This is a genomic window from Pelatocladus sp. (genome assembly GCF_059505505.1).
Genome location: NZ_JCACKS010000018.1, coordinates 1 through 19106, shown reverse-complemented (window position 1 = coordinate 19106; position 19106 = coordinate 1). Strand labels below are relative to the sequence as shown.

The 19106-nt window shown below is 46.4% G+C and carries 16 protein-coding genes and 2 pseudogenes; all 18 read right to left on the bottom strand.

Features of this window, described 5'->3' with window-relative positions:
- Positions 1-22: 22 nt before the first annotated feature.
- The 18 genes and pseudogenes from AC5JMK_RS02000 to AC5JMK_RS01915 all read right to left on the bottom strand — a co-directional run bounded on the left by AC5JMK_RS02000 (position 23) and on the right by AC5JMK_RS01915 (position 19061).
- Positions 23-922 carry a DnaJ C-terminal domain-containing protein gene (locus tag AC5JMK_RS02000; protein ID WP_495909269.1) on the bottom strand — a complete coding sequence of 300 codons (900 nt, stop codon included), beginning with the start codon at positions 920-922 and terminating at the stop codon, positions 23-25.
- 21 nt (positions 923-943) lie between these two features.
- Positions 944-2821: a molecular chaperone DnaK gene (gene dnaK, locus AC5JMK_RS01995; protein WP_495909268.1), complete on the bottom strand. Its 1878-nt coding sequence runs from the start codon at positions 2819-2821 to the stop codon at positions 944-946.
- 44 nt (positions 2822-2865) lie between these two features.
- Positions 2866-3456: a Dps family protein gene (locus tag AC5JMK_RS01990; RefSeq protein ID WP_495909267.1), complete on the bottom strand. Its 591-nt coding sequence runs from the start codon at positions 3454-3456 to the stop codon at positions 2866-2868.
- Positions 3457-3532: 76 nt separating this feature from the next.
- Entirely contained in the window at positions 3533-4072 is a 540-nt protein-coding gene (locus AC5JMK_RS01985) for a general stress protein (RefSeq protein ID WP_495909266.1), read from the bottom strand.
- Positions 4073-4183: 111 nt separating this feature from the next.
- A complete protein-coding gene (locus tag AC5JMK_RS01980; protein ID WP_495909265.1) occupies positions 4184-4561 on the bottom strand; it encodes a hypothetical protein in 378 nt (125 codons plus the stop codon).
- Positions 4562-4598: 37 nt separating this feature from the next.
- A pseudogene (locus AC5JMK_RS01975) lies at positions 4599-4703 on the bottom strand (LuxR C-terminal-related transcriptional regulator); the annotation flags it as partial.
- Positions 4704-5002: 299 nt separating this feature from the next.
- Positions 5003-5419 (bottom strand): DUF302 domain-containing protein, encoded by a 417-nt coding sequence (locus tag AC5JMK_RS01970; protein WP_495909264.1) that lies wholly within the window; start codon positions 5417-5419, stop codon positions 5003-5005.
- A 190-nt stretch (positions 5420-5609) separates the two neighbouring features.
- Complete coding sequence (locus AC5JMK_RS01965; protein WP_495909263.1) at positions 5610-6002, bottom strand: DUF6130 family protein; 393 nt, start codon at positions 6000-6002, stop codon at positions 5610-5612.
- Between the two features lie 34 nt (positions 6003-6036).
- Positions 6037-7452 carry an NAD(P)/FAD-dependent oxidoreductase gene (locus tag AC5JMK_RS01960; protein ID WP_495909262.1) on the bottom strand — a complete coding sequence of 472 codons (1416 nt, stop codon included), beginning with the start codon at positions 7450-7452 and terminating at the stop codon, positions 6037-6039.
- Positions 7453-7625: 173 nt separating this feature from the next.
- The gene (gene tehA, locus AC5JMK_RS01955; protein WP_495909270.1) at positions 7626-8624 is read right to left on the bottom strand and encodes a dicarboxylate transporter/tellurite-resistance protein TehA; all 999 of its coding nucleotides are present in this window, start codon (positions 8622-8624) and stop codon (positions 7626-7628) included.
- Between the two features lie 41 nt (positions 8625-8665).
- Positions 8666-8797, bottom strand: a pseudogene (locus AC5JMK_RS01950) (SDR family oxidoreductase); the annotation flags it as partial.
- A 3-nt stretch (positions 8798-8800) separates the two neighbouring features.
- Entirely contained in the window at positions 8801-10189 is a 1389-nt protein-coding gene (locus AC5JMK_RS01945) for a mercuric reductase (protein WP_495909261.1), read from the bottom strand.
- Positions 10190-10325: 136 nt separating this feature from the next.
- Entirely contained in the window at positions 10326-10919 is a 594-nt protein-coding gene (locus tag AC5JMK_RS01940) for an IS630 family transposase (RefSeq protein WP_495909260.1), read from the bottom strand.
- Positions 10920-11014: 95 nt separating this feature from the next.
- A complete protein-coding gene (locus AC5JMK_RS01935; protein WP_207390990.1) occupies positions 11015-11509 on the bottom strand; it encodes a helix-turn-helix domain-containing protein in 495 nt (164 codons plus the stop codon).
- 360 nt (positions 11510-11869) lie between these two features.
- The gene (locus AC5JMK_RS01930; protein ID WP_495909259.1) at positions 11870-12232 is read right to left on the bottom strand and encodes a hypothetical protein; all 363 of its coding nucleotides are present in this window, start codon (positions 12230-12232) and stop codon (positions 11870-11872) included.
- 113 nt (positions 12233-12345) lie between these two features.
- Positions 12346-12924, bottom strand: a complete 579-nt coding sequence (locus AC5JMK_RS01925; protein ID WP_495909258.1) for a DsbA family protein — start codon at positions 12922-12924, stop codon at positions 12346-12348.
- A gap of 209 nt (positions 12925-13133) precedes the next feature.
- Positions 13134-13763 carry a response regulator gene (locus AC5JMK_RS01920; protein WP_495909257.1) on the bottom strand — a complete coding sequence of 210 codons (630 nt, stop codon included), beginning with the start codon at positions 13761-13763 and terminating at the stop codon, positions 13134-13136.
- Between the two features lie 6 nt (positions 13764-13769).
- Positions 13770-19061 (bottom strand): AAA family ATPase, encoded by a 5292-nt coding sequence (locus AC5JMK_RS01915; protein ID WP_495909256.1) that lies wholly within the window; start codon positions 19059-19061, stop codon positions 13770-13772.
- Positions 19062-19106 lie beyond the last annotated feature (45 nt).

Sequence of the window (19106 nt, the reverse complement as noted above, 5' to 3'; positions counted from 1 at the left end):
GATTTGTTTCATCCTTTAACACTCAACTTCTACATCGCACCGCTATATTTACGCCAATTTGCAGTTTGGCAAATAAATCACTTCGTCCTCCTTTCGGCATTACCCAGCCTTTGCTGCGTAGTCTGAGTGACTGACCGGATCGCACGCCTTTTGGAACTTTCACAGTGACGCTGCCATCAGGTGTCGGGACGCTAATTTCCGCGCCTAAAACTGCCTCATCTGGTCGAATCGGCACATCGCAAACGAGATTATCCCCTTCAAATCGGAAGAAGGGATGCGACAAGAGTTTGATCGTGAGATACAAGTCGCCGCGCTGCTGCGAAAATGGGCTAAGACGACCCTTACCCTTAATCCGAATTTGACTACCTGGTTTTGCGCCTGCGGGAATACGAACCTTAATGGTTTCATCGTCCAGTTGCAGATGCTTCTGAACACCGTGAAATGCTTCAGAAAAAGTGAGCGCGATCGCAGCTTCCGTATCCGGTGCAGGAGCTTGAGTGCGGAATCCTTCACCAAAATCGCTTGGCGTAGTTTGATAGCTGTAGGTTCTGTGTCCTGCTCGACCTCGATTTCCTAACCCGCCCAGCAGATCGTTGATAAACGAATCAAAGTCACTATATTGATCGAAGTCTTCAGTTGCAGTGCGAGAGCCTTGTTGAGGCGAAGAAGTTCCACTGTGACTTGCTTGGTTCCAATACTGACCATACTGATCGTATTTTTGCCGCTTCTCTAAATCGGAAAGTATCTCGTTAGCTTCGTTCAGATCTTTGAACTTTTCTTCTGCGTCTTTACTATCAGGATTGAGATCAGGATGATACTTACGAACCAGCTTGCGGTAAGCCCGCTTAATTTCTTCAGGAGTTGCGGTTTTGCTGACTCCCAAAATAACGTAGTAGTCTTTGAAGTCTGTCGAAGTTGGCATCACTGACCTCTTGATCGCATGTCATTGCACAAAATCAGCATCGATTACATCATCACTGCTTTGAGGGGCAGAATCTGGAGTACCTGCATTGGTGTTCGCGTGAGCGTAAATAGCGCTACCAATCTGCATCAAAGCTTGTTGCAGATCGTGTGTAAGAGATCGCATGCGATCGTAGTTCTCTTGATTGAGCGCTTCACGCAGACTGTTAATCAATTCTTGGGCCCGATTTTTATCAACATCCGAAACTTGTCCGTTTAAGTCTTGTAGTTGTTTTTCAGCCTGATAAGCAAGTGCATCTGCGTTGTTCCTGGTATCAATTTGCTCCCGCCGTCTGCGATCTTCTTCTGCGTGAGTTTCGGCATCTCGCACCATGTGTTCCACGTCGCCTTTATCCAGCGTAGAAGCGCCTGTAATGGTAATAGATTGCTCTTTCCCCGAAGCTCGATCTTTAGCGGTCACTGCCAAGAGTCCATTAGCATCAATGTCAAATGTCACTTCGATTTGTGGCACACCTCTGGGAGCAGGCGGGATTCCATCCAGTCGGAATGTTCCGAGGCTCTTGTTGTCGTTAGCAAGTTCCCGCTCACCTTGCAGAACATGAATTTCGACATTGGGTTGAGCATCCGCAGCCGTTGAGAAGGTTTCTGATTTTTTCACAGGAATCGTCGTGTTTCGCGGAATAATTTTCGTCATCACACTGCCCATTGTTTCCACCCCTAGAGAAAGCGGGGTAACATCCAACAGCAAGATATTTTTCACCTCACCCGCCAGCACCCCTGCTTGAATCGCAGCTCCGATTGCAACCACTTCATCAGGATTCACGCCCTGATTTGGCTCTTTGCCCGTCATCCGGCGCACAAGTTGTTGTACTGCCGGAATCCGAGTCGATCCACCGACTAACACCACTTCATTGAGAGCCGCACTGTTAAGATTGGCATCTTTAAGGGCTTGCTCAACTGGAATGCGGCAGCGATCAAGCAAATCTGCACACATCTGCTCAAACTGACCTCTTGTTAACGTTAAGTCAAGGTGCTTAGGCCCTTCTTGGGTTGCAGTCACAAAGGGAAGATTAATCGTGGTTTGTGTGGTGCTGGAAAGCTCAATTTTAGCTTTCTCAGCCGCTTCGTTTAAACGTTGCAAGGCTTGCTTATCTTTGCGTAAATCAATACCTTCGTTCCGTTGAAATTCGCTCGCCATCCAATCCACAAGCTTTCTATCAAAGTCATCGCCCCCTAAGTGTGTATCGCCACTGGTCGATTTGACTTCAAACACTCCATCGCCCACTTCGAGAATGGAAACGTCAAAGGTTCCACCCCCTAAGTCAAACACAAGAATTGTCTCGTTGCTTTTTTTATCTAAACCGTAAGCCAGTGCAGCGGCGGTTGGTTCGTTAATAATGCGACGCACTTCTAATCCAGCAATTTTGCCTGCATCTTGAGTTGCTTGCCGCTGCGAATCATTGAAATATGCGGGAACAGTAATGACGGCTTGAGTCACTTTCTCGCCAAGATACTTACTAGCATCGTCTACTAATTTCCGCAGAACTTGTGCTGAGATTTCTTCGGGTGCAAACTGTTTCTTCAGAGCGGGAGAATCAATCTTGACGTTTCCAGTACTGTCCCGCACAACCTTATAGGAAACTTCGCTAGCTTCCCGCGTGATTTCATCGTATTTCCGACCGATGAAACGCTTTATGGAGTAGAAAGTATTTTCGGAGTTCAACACGCCTTGCCGCCGAGCGATCTGACCCACAAGGCGATCGCCTGTTTTCGTATAAGCAACGACTGAGGGGGTCGTGCGTTGTCCTTCTGCGTTTGCAATAACCAGCGGTTTTCCGCCTTCTATTACAGCAATACAAGAGTTTGTGGTTCCTAAATCAATGCCAACAACTTTTGCCATTTTTTCCTCCAAGATTGTAGTAGGGGATAAATGATGATCAGGCTCTAGCTGCGTACTAGAGGTGTATCCACTAGATGTTCTGCTAGAAACCAAACCTGTAGCTCATTCGTTCGCAATACTTGACTGACCAGCATATCATTCGTACCACTGTCTTGATTCGCTGCGGTTTTGTCGATCGCTGATCTTAGTTCTGTAATAATCAATTCATGCGCTTCCAGCAATCGCGACAGCATCACGGGGACTTCTTCAACACCATTGGGAGGACGCTTAATCTTGGTGACTTCGGCCACATGGCGTGGGTCTGCGATTGCCACACCTCCCAGTGTTTGCACTCGTTCTGCCATCACATCAATCAACTCAATCTGTTCACTGGCGTGTTTGTCGAGCAACAAATGTAGTTGATAAAACGTATGTCCGCGCATCATCCAGTGATGTTTTTTGTAGAAGTGATAGAGAATGATCGTGTCTGCCAAAATCTGATTGATTAGCGTACAGCTTTCGCGACGAGTATCAGGGCTAAGGGTGATCGGCGGATTAACTAAGTTGCCATACGGTTGAATCTCGTGTCCGTGCTGATGCAGCAAGGGTTGGCTGCCATTGGCTCTAGCGAGCTTGTTTATATTTGGAGTCGGCATAGCAATTGCCTCTAGGTGTAATGTTTACAATTTGACAGCGTATACAGATGAATGAGTGAAAAGTGTTGCTATTAAGTTAAGCAACAACGGGTTGAGAAACTTCATGACCTGCGTTTTGCAGGATTTGCTGTGCTTGATCCATTTCCTCATTTGTGCCTGAGACAATCACCATAAACTTACCAGCTTTGATTTCTGTCTTGTACTTCAGGGCTTGCTCCTTGGGAATTCCGAGTCCAACCAGGGCACCGACTAATCCCCCAGCAACAGTAGCGCCTACGCCACCCACAATCATCCCTTCGATCCAGCCTGCCAGCACTCCGGCAACATGTCCAGCCACAATTACATGGCCAACTCCTGGAATAAACAGCAAACCAACCCCTGTGAGAATGCCAAACAGCCCACCAAAAAAGGTGCCCCAATAGCCTGCTTCTCCAGCTCCAGCTTTAGCGGTATCTTTCCAGGTAAGGAAACCACGAACATGCTCAACGGTTTGGTAGTCCTTACCAATGATTGAAATCTTTTGCATGTCGAAGCCTGCTTTTTGCAACTCTAATACAGCAGCTTCCGCTTCAACATGGGATGGAAAAATGTTTACAACTTCGTGTTTGTCTGACATGGATTTGTCTCCTTGTGAGTGAGAATTCAATAGCATCAACTTTTAGTAGGCAAGACCCGATCAAAGCCCTCGAATTGCTGCTTGAGTGCGATCGCGGTTGTATCAAATTTGCTATTCACGTCTGCAAGTTTGGCTAACAATCGAGCGATCTTTCTCAGACACCTGTAACGTTCCTTGTTCTTGACGATTGCCTTTACCACCGAGGACTTGATAGGTATAGTTGCCTCGCTTAAACTTGTACACTTGAGCGGCTCCTGTATTTTCCTCCGTTCCCTTGCCCAAGCTCAAATTTCCCAGCAGACCTGTCCCTCGATAGAGCAACTCGCCAGAGCGATAGCGTTTCCAAATATTCACAGTGTACTCGCTAGGACACTTCAAACTGAGGATCAAGCCAGCCGTTGAATCTGCTGAGGCGGATAGAGGGAACTGGGCAACTGCACACGTCATGAGTCCAAGCAGGACTGTTGATCGTTTTAGTAGTGTTTTCATAGTTTTTCGATGGTATCTGAAGTTTATTTGATCAAGGAATGTCATCATTGCTGCACCCATCCACAATCAGTTGCAATACCTTTAACTCCCGCTCAGTCAACGGTTCGGTAGTAACGACCTGTCTGTATTCTGGCTTGATCGCTCGAATTGCAATTACTCCAGCGCGATTGCTGCTATCAGCTTGAACTGGATAAGCCTGTTGCAACAATCCAGCAACCTCTTGGGCGACAGTAGTGAGTGCATAATTGATGGAGAAATCACCTGAACAATCAACTTGTGTTGAAATTTTTAGGTATTCAGAACCATTTTTTACCAGCAATGGTGTATGTGTCATAAAAGTATCTTCAATGAAATTGTGATAACGTACTTTGCTTAGTTAACGTTACGGTTTCCATAAAATTCAATCCTCTGGTGTCGGGTGATTCGTTTTGAGGATGTCTCTCAGGCTACAGGTTTTCTCAGGATTTGCTCGATTAAGGATGCAATCACCGCAATGTTCTTGACTAATTCATCTGAGAGAGAAAACCGTTGCTTTAAGTAGTGGGGATCGTTGTAACTCAGCCAGACCTTGCTGTCAGCTGCTTCCCATGCCAGTATTTTCAGGGGTAAATCTAGGGCGATCGTCGGTTCTGCCAGCATCAAAGGCGTTCCAGCTTGGGGGTTGCCAAACAGCAACAGTTGCGTTGGACGCAGGCTGAGTCCGACTTTTTCTGCCTCTGCCTGTTGATCGATGCGGGCAAAAATGGTGATGCCTTTCGCCTGGAGTATAGCTGCTAGTCGATCAATGGTTTCGGTGACAGAATAGGGACTGGGCTGGCTGATGATGCCATTATTCGCAGTCACGTTATTTGTATCCATAACAGTGGACTCCTTACAGGACAGAAACTGGATGATAGAGATATTGCTCCAGCTGCTCAAAGATTGAAATCGGACAATCCAGGACGATCGTCGTCCCGACGACCTAGTAACTAGTCATATTTACGATCATTCTCCTGAATTGGCAGGTCGTTGATCCCCGTCACAATTGCGATTTTTCCGTCTAGTTTTTTCATGATTTATTAGGATCGGGCAGCGTGAACTTTATAGTTTCACTGGTGATTACTTTGTGCATGGGGTCAGCTAGTTCGATCAGCACCTTGTGCGAACCAGGTTCCAGTCCGACCAGGATAATCGTTTCGCCACTGGTATCAACAAAGTGCCACGGCGCGTCGTCAACGGTGATGTGGATATGCCCAATGCGCGGCGATACTTCGAGGGCACCTTTGCCAAACACTGGCAACACACGCAAATTCTCCGTCCGGTACTGGATAAAGACGCGTCCCTGTGCTAGCGGTTCAAGAAGCGGTGGATCGACAATCAGCTTGGGTGGTGCTTCGTTTTTGATCGCAATCAACGGTGATGATCCAATAATGTCCCTAGCGCTCAGTGTGTGGGTGTTCATAGCAGGTAAGTACCTAATAATAGTTTATATTCGGTTATTTCCACACCGCAGCAGCATAGAGCGAGTTCTCAAAATCGGGGGCGATATCGCCTGTGATACGTGCCTCATGATGCGCCCAGTCCGCAAAGAACAAGTCGTGACTGATGCACGATACTATTGCAGGTATGTCGCGGCGGATGCTAAATATGTCACCAACAGGCAAGCCGAAACTGACGAGACCAGCAGGATTAAATACGTGAATGTTTTTCAGATAAGGGGCAGTGCCAGGTACTTTTTCTAGGTATTCGCGGGCGTTACCGAAGTAAGGGTGCGTCCCCAAATAGTCGTCGCGCAGGTTTTCTGGTGGCTCGTAGCGATCGCGCCAGAGGGCAATGTGCTGGGCAAAGTCGGCTAGTTCAGGACGCTTTGTGGGGTCAACAAAGTAACCAGTGCCAGCGATCGCAAAATCAAACTCGAAAACATCATCATTCACCTGGGTGACAATGCGATCGCCCTTTTCCCGTGCCGATTTCCAAGTTGCAGATAGGTGGATATGAAAGTTCGGGAAGGCGATCGCTCGCACAATCGCGTTCCGTGATGGTGTGGAGCCTGCTTGACGAAAGCGCCAAGCTTGGAACCAGCGAACTGCATCGGGTAGTTGGGGAAAGTTGCAGTAAGCACCAGGGTAGTCCCGTTCCCGAATTATTGGTAGAGACGGGATCAAAGGCCGCCGTACAAACAGATGTACTGCTTTTGCTCCCGATTCCAGCGCCACTCCTGCGGCATCGAAAGCTGAAGCCGCCGCACCCAGCACCGCCACAGTTTTACCGCGCAGTGCTTCAAAATCGATGGCATCGGCGGTATGTGCGTACAGCCTGCGTGGTAAGTCAGCCAGTAACGGAGGTATGTATGCACCACCAGTGCCAGCCACACCATTGGCGAAGATAACTTTGCGCGTAGTCTCTAAGAGTGGGACACCGTTTACCTCAAGGTGTAGGCAAAAGAAACCTGCGGCTGGCTCAATTCTCACCAACTTCGTCTGGTAACGAATCTGGATACCGAGGAAATGCCGATACCAACTGAGGTACTCAGCCCAAGTCACTCGCCCAATGCGATCGATCGCCGCGTAGGCTTTTGCATCATGCCGCGCTTCGTACCAGGCTTGAAAGGATAATTCTGGGATGCCTAGTTCTGGGCCAGGCACATTTTTCGGCGTGCGGAGCTTTTCCATCCGCGCTCGCGTCAGCCATACGCCTGCATGAGTCTCGTCATCGGCTGCATCGATCGCAGTCACACGACCAATCCCAGCACGCCGTAGCGCAAATACAAAGGTGCTACCACTGCCACTGCCACCTATGATAGTGACATTGTGATCGATGCCAGGGCGATCGGGCACCCAGTTTTCGGGATCGGAACCGAGCAGGCGTAGTGCCTCACGGGCTGCAAAATCGGGATCAGTAGTTGTTGTCATGTTGATCTCCTCATATCTCGTTGCGATGGATGGAAAAATCGGAATAGCAAACAATTAAGCTGTTACCCAAGAAACTATTGACAAGCAATCAGCAACAATTCCAAACGACAAAATCATGTAGATAGTCCTAATCAGTAACAATATGATGAGGTTTTCTAGACAATTGATTGGATTCAGGTAAATTCAGGCGCTGATGGCGGAAGGAGTTTGCCCCGCAGCAATAGTCGTAATGTTCCTAGAGCAATGCTGCCAATCACGATGTTTGCACCAACAAATAACAGCACTGCCAAACCTTCTATTGCTCCGGTCATGCCGCGTTCAACAAAGCGTAAGGGTGCCAACGCCAAGCCAGCAACGCCAAGCGTAAATCCCCAATAGGATGCTGAAAAAGGTTGTTGGCATAACCACGGTAGCAACCGCAGTAGTATTAATGCCTGCATCAGTCCATAGCCGAAGAGCATTTGGGCAAAGATATCGGGCTGACCGCTAGTGAGGCTTAAGTAGGCAACACAGCCGACAGTGGGGGGTGCCAGTTGAATGCCCAGCGTTGGACGCAGGGGTTTAGGCAATGCTTCCAGTAGATACAAGCGCTGCATGATAATGGACTCCAGTGCGAGCCATGAAAACAGCCCGATCCCACAAAACAACGCACCCCACTCACGATAACCGAAAGTACTGGCAGCGATCGTACCGACAAACCCACCTGCAACTGTCGTCACATAAAGCACAGGTGTGGTTGCTTCTGGCTTACGTCCGCCCATCCACAACTGCCCGGAACGATATACGCCAAAGCTTAACTGACCGATCACGCCAACTATGAAGAGTGCAACCGCGAGCTTACGGTCATAGGGTGCGATCGCCAACGACACCAGCAACGTAGATACAGGCACTAAACCGACAAAACAACACAAAACGGGGTTCTTGAATTCCGCCAGCGCTTCCGCCCGCGCCCACAGCCACTTGCTGGCATAAAGAAGCAACAATACGAGCCACACCACAACTGCAAATAACATAATCGCTTCGCCAATCCAGGCGGGTAAGTGCCAGATCTTACTCGCCACTCGCCAGCAGTTTCCCAGCCCGACCAAACCTAGAATTATGCCAAAAAAGGAGGCAGGCACATACAGACGATTGGCTTTCAGGAGGGTAAATTTTAGACGTGATTTTCTCATACTCAAGTTTTCTGGCAACAATGTTTTACTTTTTGAGCGCTTTAAATCTGTGCCATACCGCCATCAACAAACAACTCAATGCCGTTTACAAAGCTGCTGTCGTCTGAAGCGAGAAAGACAACGGCTTTGGCAATTTCATCGGGTATGCCGACTCTCAAGAGCGGAACAGTGCTGCCTCACAACTTTGAGAACAGCAAATTTAACCCTTCAGTCATCGTAGGATGAGTCAACACGCCATCGCGTAAAACCGTGTAGGGCAGCTTCGCCTGCATTATCATCTGCACCGTTGAAATCACTTCACCCGCTGCATGACACAAAAGGGAACAACCGAGAATACGACCAGTTTCACTATCCACGATCGCCTTCAGCAATCCATCGGTTTGACCCGAAGTTCTCGCTCTGGGAATCGCTGAGGCATCCAGTTTTACCACACGGATAGGATATCCTTGTTGCTGTGCTGCTGTTTCGGTCAGACCCACTTGCGCCAGTTCTGGATCGATAAATAGACAGGAAGGAACTAAGCGATCGAGCCTGCTACGGTTGCCTCCATCAATCAAATTTGCTTTGACAATGCGATAATCATCCAGCGAAATATGCGTATATTGCGATCCTCCATTGATGTCGCCTAACGCCCAAATTCCCGGTATATTTGTTTCCAGGCGATCGTTGACTGGAATAAATCCACTTGCATCCGTTACCACACCCGCAGCGGCTAAATTCAGGGAATTGGTGGTTGGCGCACGACCCACGGCAACAAGCAAATGCGAACCTTGAATTTCTATTGCTCGATTAGCAATTTGTATCTGAAGCTTGGTCGCATTGCCAACGCGAACAACGCTCAACACCGTTGCCTTGAGCAGGAATTCAATCCCCTCTCGTTCTAGTAACGTTTGAAGGGCGATCGCCATATCTGGATCTTGCGGCGACAGAATTTGCTCACTCTGCCCAATCACAGTCACGCGAGAGCCGAAGCGCCGAAACATCTGGGCAAACTCCAAGCCAATGTAGCCACTGCCAAGTAAGATCAAATGCTCAGGTAACTGTTCTAGCTCCATGATCGACTCACTCGTAAAAAACCCAGTTTCTTTGAGTCCGGGTACGGGTGGAATCAACGGTTGCGTACCTGTATTGATAAACAATCGTTCTGCGGCAAGTAAACGAGTATTGCCTTCAACGGTTGTGACCTCGATCATTTTAGCATCAACAAATCGTGCTGTACCAATGATTAAGTTTTTACCCAAAGCCGCTTCTAAATTGTGTAGATTCATCTCACGCGCAGCTAGCACAACCGATCGCTTCCGTTGGATGACTGCTGCTAAATCAACGGTAAATTCATTGGTCTTAACACCATAAACCGCGCTGCTCCGCACGGTATGGGCAACCTCTGCGCTTGCCATCATCGTTTTAGTGGGAATACAGGCAATGTTGATGCACCCACCCCCAATCATGGTTAAGCTGCGTTCCACCAAAGCAGTTTTTCGTCCGGCTGCCACAAGTGCAGATGCTAATGTTTTGCCTGCTTTGCCACCACCAATCACAATGTCGTCGTAGTATTCAGTGTTCATTCATACCTTCTCTACGAAGCTCTTCGAGTGCGAGTTGCTTTGATTAAATCTGCTGCTTTCTCACCAATCACAACGTAGTTATAGTGAGTCTTGAAGAAGAATTCAGAAGTCAGAATTCAGGAGTCATACCAATTCTTTATGAAGCTGCGCTAAATAAAGCTTCAAGAATAAAGTCGTATGAGGTGAGAGAAACAATCACTTCTGGTGTAATAGTTTCTAGTATCTCAGTTAATTTCTGACGTAGTTGGGCAAGGGTTTTACAATTCTCCCATTGGAGTCTGCTCTTAAGAAACTCCCAAAACCTCTCAATAGGGTTCAATTCTGGAGAGTGGGGTGGTTGGAACATTGGTATAATATTTTCTGGACAGTCAAGGGTTTTAACTGTGTGAAAAGAGCCTTGGTCAAACTGGACAACTGCAACGTCTTCGCCCAGTTCTGCCGACAGCAACTCTAAAAATTTCTGAAAACAATCCCCGTCAAGATGGGAAAACTCGTAGAAAAAACTATATCCGCTTAAAGGTTCAATTACACCATACAAGTAAAAATTATCACGTTGCCACTGACTCAAACCTATCGGCTTTACACCAGCAGCGGTAATTAAACGTCCGGCAATAGTCTTTAATCCCAGGCGGGTTTCGTCCTGGCACATGTATCTCAGTCGCTGACCTTCTCCAAATTCTTCTTGCAAGAATTTGAGTGCTAAGCATCCATGTAGGAATAAGTTGGTCAACCTTGGCAGCGCCGTACCCGGCGCTGCCCCCTCTACTCGAGAACTTGAATGAGCCGAATAAATATAAGGTTGACCAACTTATTTTTACATAACCCCTAAAGGGAGTTTTTTTTAAAGTGAGACTGACTTTGTGGATGTTGTTTGCGGCTTTTGGGACGAGGAACTTTTAGTTTGGCACCCAAACAATAGCGAACAAGCTGATAAACCGTTTTGTAGGCTAGCTTTAGTCCCAGATCGCTCTCAAGCCATTGTTGAATCTGACTATAGCTGTGAAATCCTTGTGGCTCCTCCAATCGCTGTTTCAAACGTGACAAATTTTCTCCACTCACTATAGGCTCTTTACCAGGCGCATGTTTCACACATAGCAATCCACTTCGTCCCCCGTCTTTATACTTTCTTAACCAACGTGTTATGGTTGCAACATCGCGTCCTAAACGTTTTGCGATCGCACTGCGACTTGTGAGTTGACCACTTTTTAGCCAGTAGAGCATTTGTAATCGCTCTTTGCTGCTTGCCTCCCTCGCACCTTTTACTGCTTTTTCCAATTCTTCTTGGCTTTCTTTAATCTCGACTTCCAATCTCAGACCCATAACGTTTAAACCAAACCCACACTTGTTTTTAATTTAGCGCAGCTTCATACAGAAATGGTATCAGAACAAGAAAGTGGGGGATTCAGACCCGCCACTAATTGAAGACCGCTAAATCTTCTCTTTCAGAGACGCTGCGCGAACGATTTAGCGGGGGTCTAAAAAGAGCTTATTCATCCGCCAGTCGTACAGAATTCAATTCTGAATTCTGGCGACTGACGCCTTTATTCTGTTTTGATAAAAAGTTCCTGCACTGCTTCTGTTCATGGTTCCAGGAGGACTGCTACATTTTAATAGCATCATGCAGAGGGTAGCGTTCCGGGAGGACCTAGAAATTCGTCGCCAATCTCAGCAGAAATGCGTTCAAATAACGCCAAGTCTGTTGGTTCTGTCTCGTCCACCGTCCCGGTTGCTGCAATCAACCGAGCAAAAGCACTGGGTGCAGCAACGACTAATGCACTGAACCCCTTCCGGTCGCACGATGTTAAGTGCGATCGTGTAACCATCAGCGATAATCGTCTTCTCGAACTCTTCAATGCCTGAAAGGTCTACTTCAACAGAAGCCTGTGCATCTACGAGTACTTGACGCGCTTCAAGTGCAGTTAATGTCTCTAAACCTACACCACCTGAATTCAGGACTTTCAAAAATTCCTTCACTTTTCTGGAAAGACGCGGATCGTCTGCAACTTCCAAAACTACTGCTGGTGAATTGACTTGAGCAACCATGATGTTCTCTTTTTGTTAATGAATCGTAAACAATTTGTGCAAGTGGCACCGTTAAGCTCGTTAACTTGAGAGTGTGAATTGACCAGCGATGATTGTGAAATGACAATCACTCTCTAATGACTTGCAGTGACAATTGCTGTCATCAACTGTTCGATATTCCAGCGATCAAGATAGCGAGTCCCATTAATAAACAGTGCTGGAGCAACTGTCACTCCACTTTGCATTCCACTTTCGATATCTTCGTTGATGCGATTGACGTGTACTTCCCTGGTGATATCTTGTAAAAATCGAGGAATATTAAGCTCCAGACGATCAGCGTACTCCACCAAGTAGCCGTTTTCCAACTCCTGTTGATGGCTAAACAGCATCTCGTACATTTGCCAAAACTGTCCCTGTGCTCCCGCTGCTAGCGCTGCCGCTGCTGCTTTTTGAGCTTGAGGATGGATTTGAGGTTGAGGAAACTGTCGAAATACAAAGCAGAGAGCATTTTTCTCAGGGAGGGTTGCATCAGGCTGTCTCTGAATGGTTTTAATCAAAGTGTAAAGTTCTCCACAGTCAGGACATTGATAATCCCCATACTCAACCAGCACAACTCTGGCATCGAGTTCCCCTTGCCGATAGTCTCGCTCAGAGGCGGGGACAACTAACGGGTTGCGTTTGCCGGGTACTTCGGCAGAAATATCGTGACTCATTCTAAATTTGAAGAGCAGGGCATTCACGGTACAAGCAGCACTGTGACCTCTCTTTTCTTTAGTACTACAATTGTTTGTATATTCTTAATCTAAAGGACAAATTCAAATCTGTCGCCAACTTAAAGTTTATATTTTGAACCACAAAACGATCACTCTTTGAGCAACCTCAGGTATTGGGATAACATCCACCTTAAGTTCATGTCACCAGATTATAAGCTGGCAATTCCTCGCTTCAAGGCAATAATGGTCGCCTGGGTGCGGTCTTTAGCTCCCAGTTTACTTAGGATGTGGTTGATGTTCGATTTGACAGTGCTTTCAGCAATACTCAAGGCAACACTGATTTGCAAATTGCTCATTCCTTGAGCCACTAACCGCAGGACTTCCAGTTCGCGATCGCTCAGTTCTGGAGCAGTCATCCGCTGGACTAGCTTGGCAGCCACGTTGGGAGGTATATACTGTTGTCCCCTGGTCACCGTACGAATTGCTGTCAATAGTTCCTCTGGCTCAGAGTCCTTAAGTAAATACCCCTTTGCCCCTGCTCGCAATCCTTGATAAATCTCTTCATCGGTGTCATACGTGGTCAGCACAATAATTCGGGCGTTGGGAAACTCATTGCAAATAACCATAATAGCCTGAACACCTCCCATTTCAGGCATCCTTAAATCCATCAAAGTCACATCAGGCTGCTGTTGCTGAAAAACTGCGATCGCTTCCTGCCCATTTCGCCCCTGACCAACAATGACGATATCTGGAGCCTTCTCTAACATTCCGATCAAACCCTGGCGGACGACGGGATGATCGTCCACAACCAGAACGCGAATGCTACTGGGCTGATTCATACTGACTTACCCCCGATCAATAGATACCACGATCTCTGTCCCTTGCCCTAAGTGGCTTTGAATCTTTAATTCAGCTCTAATGCGTTCAGCCCGTTGTGCCATCCCCAGTAGACCAAAGCCATTCCTCATCCCCTGGTTTTCTACATCAAATCCCTGCCCATCGTCTTTTATTCGTAAGATGCACCTGCTCGGTTCATAGACCAGTTCAATGCGGATTTCATGCGCTATAGCATATTTAATTGCATTTGTCAAAGCTTCCTGCCCAATCCGAAACAGATTATTTTCCAGATCGGAGGATAGGGTATAGGTTGTACCAACGACTTCGTAGACGATTTGGGTTGTGATCGAGGAGTCCAATTGAGCAACAAGACTGCTGAAGGCATCCTGTAAGTTACTGCTCTCTAAAAGGTATGGGCGGTGTAGTGCCTCTACTGAACGACGTGCCTCCGCCAACCCAGAACGAGCTAAGTCGAGGATCTGAGTGAGGAGAGTTTGCGCTTTTTCTGGCTTTGCCGTTACCTCATGGGAGGCAGAGCGAGCATGAATGATAATACCTGTAAACGCTTGGGCTAAAGTGTCATGAATTTCCCGTGCCATGTGGGTACGCTCTTCTAGAATGGAGGCTTCTTCGGCGCGTTTGCGATCGCTAATATCTGTGTTTAGAGCATAGAATCCTCTGACTTGAAGATTGCCATCTAAATCGGGGATTAAGGTAGCACTAATATATCGCTTACCAGTTGGCAAGGACATTTCTACCTCCAGAGTTGCAGTTTGCCCTGCAAACGCCCGATCAATATATGGTTCAACCACTTGATAAGCCCTTTCACCCAGAATCTCACGGACATGCTTGCCCAGAATCTGCTCTCGACTACGGCTAAACCAGACCTCATGAGTGCGGTTAACAAAGCGATAGCGTCGATCGGCATCCACGTAGCTGATACAAACGGGGAGAGCGTCAGCGATCAGTCGTAATTCCTGTTCTCTGTAGCGTAGTGCTGCTTCGCTTTCTTGTAACGCTGCTGTTCGTTGTGCGACCTGTTGCTCTAGGGTACGGTTGTAATCGGCTAGCAGTTTCTCTGCTTGTTTCCGCTCTGTAATGTCTTGGCACGCAGTAATCGCATGGGCAATCTTTCCCGTTTCATCAAACACAGGGGTACTGGAAACTTGGACAAGAATTGTTCTATTCGACAGACGAACTTCCATATCGTCCACAGTAACCGTCTCTCCTGCCAGAGACCGGAAAATAGGTAGTTGGTCAGTGGGATAGAGCTGACTAGTGCCAGCTTTGTAAACTTGATGAATTTCAGAGATTTGTTCAGGGGGCAATTCTGTTAAGAGATCGGCTTTGTCCGTTAGTTGATAAGTTGCCCGATTTGCATAAGTGACTTGCCCCGTGGAATCATGGACAGTCACTCCAATTGGCATTGCATCAATAAATGCTGTCAGACGGCTCTCCCGCTCCTTGACTTTAGCATATAGTTTGGCATTCTCGATCGCGATCGCTGCTTGAGTCGATAACAGATGTAACACTTGCGATCGCTCCGGTGTAAAAGCTCCAGCCACTAATTGATTTTCCAGATACAACACACCAACCAACTTACTTTGATTAAGCAGCGGCAAACAGAGCAGGGATTGTGTTTGGTTTTGTCGAATGTAGGGATCGTTGATAAAATTCCTTTCACGAGTTGCATCACTTAAAATCACAGATTCATGAGTTCGGATCGCATATTGGATAATGGATTCAGGTACACAATTGGTCATTGGAATTGATCGCAGTACTTGCGTTGCACAGACCTGCTCACTTTCATTGAGTTCACAGGCCGCTGCGATCGCCCATTCTCCTGCGTTCTCCAAAAGTAGACATCCAGTTTGTGCCCCCGCGTTTTCAATTAAAATTTGCATTAGAGAACTAAGCAATCGCTCCAATTCAATCTCACTCGAAATTGCTTGAGCTGCTTTCATCAACGTTGCTAAGTCGAGAGCAATATGTGAGGTATTTGAGGTGGTTCCAACCGTGGTGCGAACTGGTGTATAAACTACGTTAGACAACTGAGGAAATAGTTGAGGATAACGAGTTTCTAAATCTTTAACCTTTGCCATTGCTCCCCAGCGTTTATAGCAATAGTGAGCTTCTTTCATGTATGTTTGGGCAAACTTTTCTCTACCACGAGCTAAGTAATGTTTGGCGGCTAATTCATAGGCTAATGCTTCTTCTTGAAGATACTTGTTGTCCTTAGCTCCTTGAATGGCTTGTTCATAGAACTCTTCGGCTTCAAGAACTTGCCCTAAGACTCGTGCTTTCTCTGCCTCAACGAGATGAAACTTGTGTAAAAAGTTTTCTGGACAGCTATCCGACCATGCTTTCAAGCGCTCCTGATTTAATCGGATCTGTTCCAAAGCATGACTTTGTTTTGTTTGAGATAGACCGGAATACAGGTTGAGTAAAATCAGAGAACCATAGTAGAAATAACCACTATAGGTTGTAAATCCTACGATAGAATTTAGGATCTTCCCCGCTTCAACGAAATAATGGCAGCCTTGCTTAAAATCTGCTGTTAAACAGGAAAGATGCATTCTGAGGATGTAATAAAGACAAATTGAAGACCGTATTTGTGAGGTTTCACCCCGATCAACTATTTTTTTTGTCTCCCTGAGTGAGCGATCGCTCTCCTGTGCCGCTTGCCCTGAAGTAAGTTTTGCGATAAAAAATTTAGCTCCAGCCAGTGCCACCCTCGAACGCTCGTCCTGAATCTGCTCTACCACCAACTGATATTTTTCGTTGTCTTCTGCAACGGTTATTAAATTTTCTCCTTGAAATAAACGATTAAAAATGTTACCCAACAAGTTATAGGATGCAAATTGAACATCTCCCGATTCCATGCCTGCCAGAAAACCTTTGTAATTGATCGTAGCTGCCCCTGTTATAGGTTTTGACCAAACGTGAATCCAGCCTCCAAACAACATCTGTGCCTTACACTGCTGAGATTTACTGTTTAGCTTGTAGCTAAGTTGCACCGCTAAATCTGCAAACTCATAGCCTCGTTGGTGTTGCCCTTCCATCAAACCTAGAAGAAGACCATAGTTTGCATAAGCCTTAATCGACTCAGCAATATTTCCATGTTCAATGGAAAGACGAACTACTCTTAAACTGACAAAGCTGAAAAGTTCAATATTAGCCGTATGGTAGAGTGATATATCTAAAACGACCAATTTAATCACTGCTTGGATGACCGGATCGCTTACTGTTGGTAAAGTTAAAAGTGAGGAAATTGAGCGATTTTCTAAGTTTTTGGCAACAACAGCAAACTCTTCACGGACTAATTCTGTCAAATTTTTGCCCTTAATCTCAATCCCCAGCTCGTGCAATCCGATCAGACCTGTTTGAACTGCTTGCTCACATTCGCCTTGTAGGGTATATTGAGTGATTTGAAATACACGAATATTTGCGCGATCAACGGCAGAAGAAATGTGTTCTAAAGCAACCTTGGTTGTAGCGCTTAATTGCTCATAGCTAGCATTGCTCAACTGTGCTGTGCAGAGAGTCCGATATAGGTGGAACATCAAGTCGTACTGACTCATCCAAGCCTTCTCTTCGAGCAAGCCAATACCAGTCTCAAGATACTGAATCGCAGCTTCATAGGCAGTAGAGGCGATCGCTTTTTGAGCGGCAGCCAAGTTAAGTCGTGCTAGTTTCTCTTTTTCATCTTTCTGTGTCAAAAGGGATTGACCATAGTTGATGTGGTTGACAATATCAAAAAGCCTTTCACTTTGTTCAACCTCAGAGAGCTTGCTCAGGAGGAGTTGTCCAATGCAGTAGTGCGTTACTTGCTTTTGATCCTCAGAAATCAAAGCATAGGCAGCTTGCTGTACTCGGTCATGCAAGAACTTATACTCTTGAACTAACAAGTCTTCGTCTAATTCAGACAGGGTTTGAATGAATCCTCCTTGTATCGCTGGTAGTAAATCCTGAAAAACCGTTTTGGGTGATTTCTCACACACGATCGCTAACGTCTCTAAATCAAATTCAGCTCCGACACAAGCGGCTAAACGGAGAATTTGCTGGTTTGCTTCTGGTAGTTTCTTCAACTTGTTCAGCAGCAACTCTACAACATTATCGGTGATGTTTTGAGCTTCAATCTGAGCAATGTTCCACTGCCAGCTTAAATGTTCAACATCAAAGGTTAACAGATTTTCGCTATACAGCATTCTCAAAAATTCATTGACAAAGAACGGATTGCCCTCAGTTTTACGCAAAACTAACTCAGCTAAGGGACGAACGATGTCTGCATTCCGATGTAGTGTCTCGGCAATCAATTGACTCAATGGCTCAAGCGTTAAGGGTGCTAAGATAATTTCCTGAAGTACTACCCCTTGTTTTCGCAGTCTCTCTAGCATTAATGCTAATGGATGCGTTGGCTTCACTTCATTATCTCGATAGGCTCCAATCAAAAACAGGAATTGGTTTTGCTCATCCAGCAGCATCAACTCGATTAACTTCAGCGTCGCGGAGTCAATCCACTGTAAATCATCCAGGAAGATCGCTAGCGGATGCTCCTTGGAACAAAATACTCGGATAAACTGCTCAAAGACGCGATTGAAACGATTCTGAGCTTCCGCAGCTTCTACTTCTGGGACAGGCGGCTGCTTGCCCACAATCAATTCCACTTCAGGGATGACATCAACGATCAGTTGTCCGTTGTTGCCCAACCCTGCGAGCAGGCGCGATCGCCACTGTTGCACATACTCGTCTGGTTCACTAAGTAATTGCCGTACCAATTTTTGCAGGGCAACCGCGATCGCACTGTAGGGAATATTGCGCTGAAATTGATCGAATTTACCAGAGATAAAACAGCCACGCTTTTGGGTGATTGGTTGATAAATTTCCTGCACTAACGCAGATTTGCCAATGCCAGCAAAGCCATATACCAACATCATTTCAACTTGGAATTTTGGGTTGCCCGTTTGTTCCCTTTGTGAAGTTGTTTCTGAATTGTTTGGTGAAGCAGCAACGGGATTTGACTCTGGAGACGCTACACAATTAAACGCCGCCAATAATGCTGCAACCTCTGCTTCTCGTCCATACAGTTTTTGGGGAATTTGAAAGCGATCGCAAACGTCTTGAAGCGCCAGTTGAATGCTAGAGATTTGACCGATTTCTGCTAATTGTTCAGCACAGATTTCTAAATCCGCTTTGATGCCCCAGGCACTTTGATAGCGATCCTCCGCATTTTTCGCCATCAGTTTGAGAATGATATCTGAAATTGGCTTGGGAATCGTTGTATTTATTTCATTAAACATCTCCAAAATAGTATATTTTGTGGTAAAAGAACGTCAATAGAAGTT

Excerpts from the sequence above, each read along its gene's own strand:
- AC5JMK_RS02000 (WP_495909269.1), bottom strand. The coding sequence starts at position 922 with ATGCCAACTTCGACAGACTTCAAAGACTACTACGTTATTTTGGGAGTC.
- dnaK (WP_495909268.1), bottom strand. The coding sequence starts at position 2,821 with ATGGCAAAAGTTGTTGGCATTGATTTAGGAACCACAAACTCTTGTATT.
- AC5JMK_RS01990 (WP_495909267.1), bottom strand. The coding sequence starts at position 3,456 with ATGCCGACTCCAAATATAAACAAGCTCGCTAGAGCCAATGGCAGCCAA.
- AC5JMK_RS01985 (WP_495909266.1), bottom strand. The coding sequence starts at position 4,072 with ATGTCAGACAAACACGAAGTTGTAAACATTTTTCCATCCCATGTTGAA.
- AC5JMK_RS01980 (WP_495909265.1), bottom strand. The coding sequence starts at position 4,561 with ATGAAAACACTACTAAAACGATCAACAGTCCTGCTTGGACTCATGACG.
- AC5JMK_RS01970 (WP_495909264.1), bottom strand. The coding sequence starts at position 5,419 with ATGGATACAAATAACGTGACTGCGAATAATGGCATCATCAGCCAGCCC.
- AC5JMK_RS01965 (WP_495909263.1), bottom strand. The coding sequence starts at position 6,002 with ATGAACACCCACACACTGAGCGCTAGGGACATTATTGGATCATCACCG.
- AC5JMK_RS01960 (WP_495909262.1), bottom strand. The coding sequence starts at position 7,452 with ATGACAACAACTACTGATCCCGATTTTGCAGCCCGTGAGGCACTACGC.
- tehA (WP_495909270.1), bottom strand. The coding sequence starts at position 8,624 with ATGAGAAAATCACGTCTAAAATTTACCCTCCTGAAAGCCAATCGTCTG.
- AC5JMK_RS01945 (WP_495909261.1), bottom strand. The coding sequence starts at position 10,189 with ATGAACACTGAATACTACGACGACATTGTGATTGGTGGTGGCAAAGCA.
- AC5JMK_RS01935 (WP_207390990.1), bottom strand. The coding sequence starts at position 11,509 with ATGGGTCTGAGATTGGAAGTCGAGATTAAAGAAAGCCAAGAAGAATTG.
- AC5JMK_RS01930 (WP_495909259.1), bottom strand. The coding sequence starts at position 12,232 with ATGGTTGCTCAAGTCAATTCACCAGCAGTAGTTTTGGAAGTTGCAGAC.
- AC5JMK_RS01925 (WP_495909258.1), bottom strand. The coding sequence starts at position 12,924 with ATGAGTCACGATATTTCTGCCGAAGTACCCGGCAAACGCAACCCGTTA.
- AC5JMK_RS01920 (WP_495909257.1), bottom strand. The coding sequence starts at position 13,763 with ATGAATCAGCCCAGTAGCATTCGCGTTCTGGTTGTGGACGATCATCCC.
- AC5JMK_RS01915 (WP_495909256.1), bottom strand. The coding sequence starts at position 19,061 with ATGTTTAATGAAATAAATACAACGATTCCCAAGCCAATTTCAGATATC.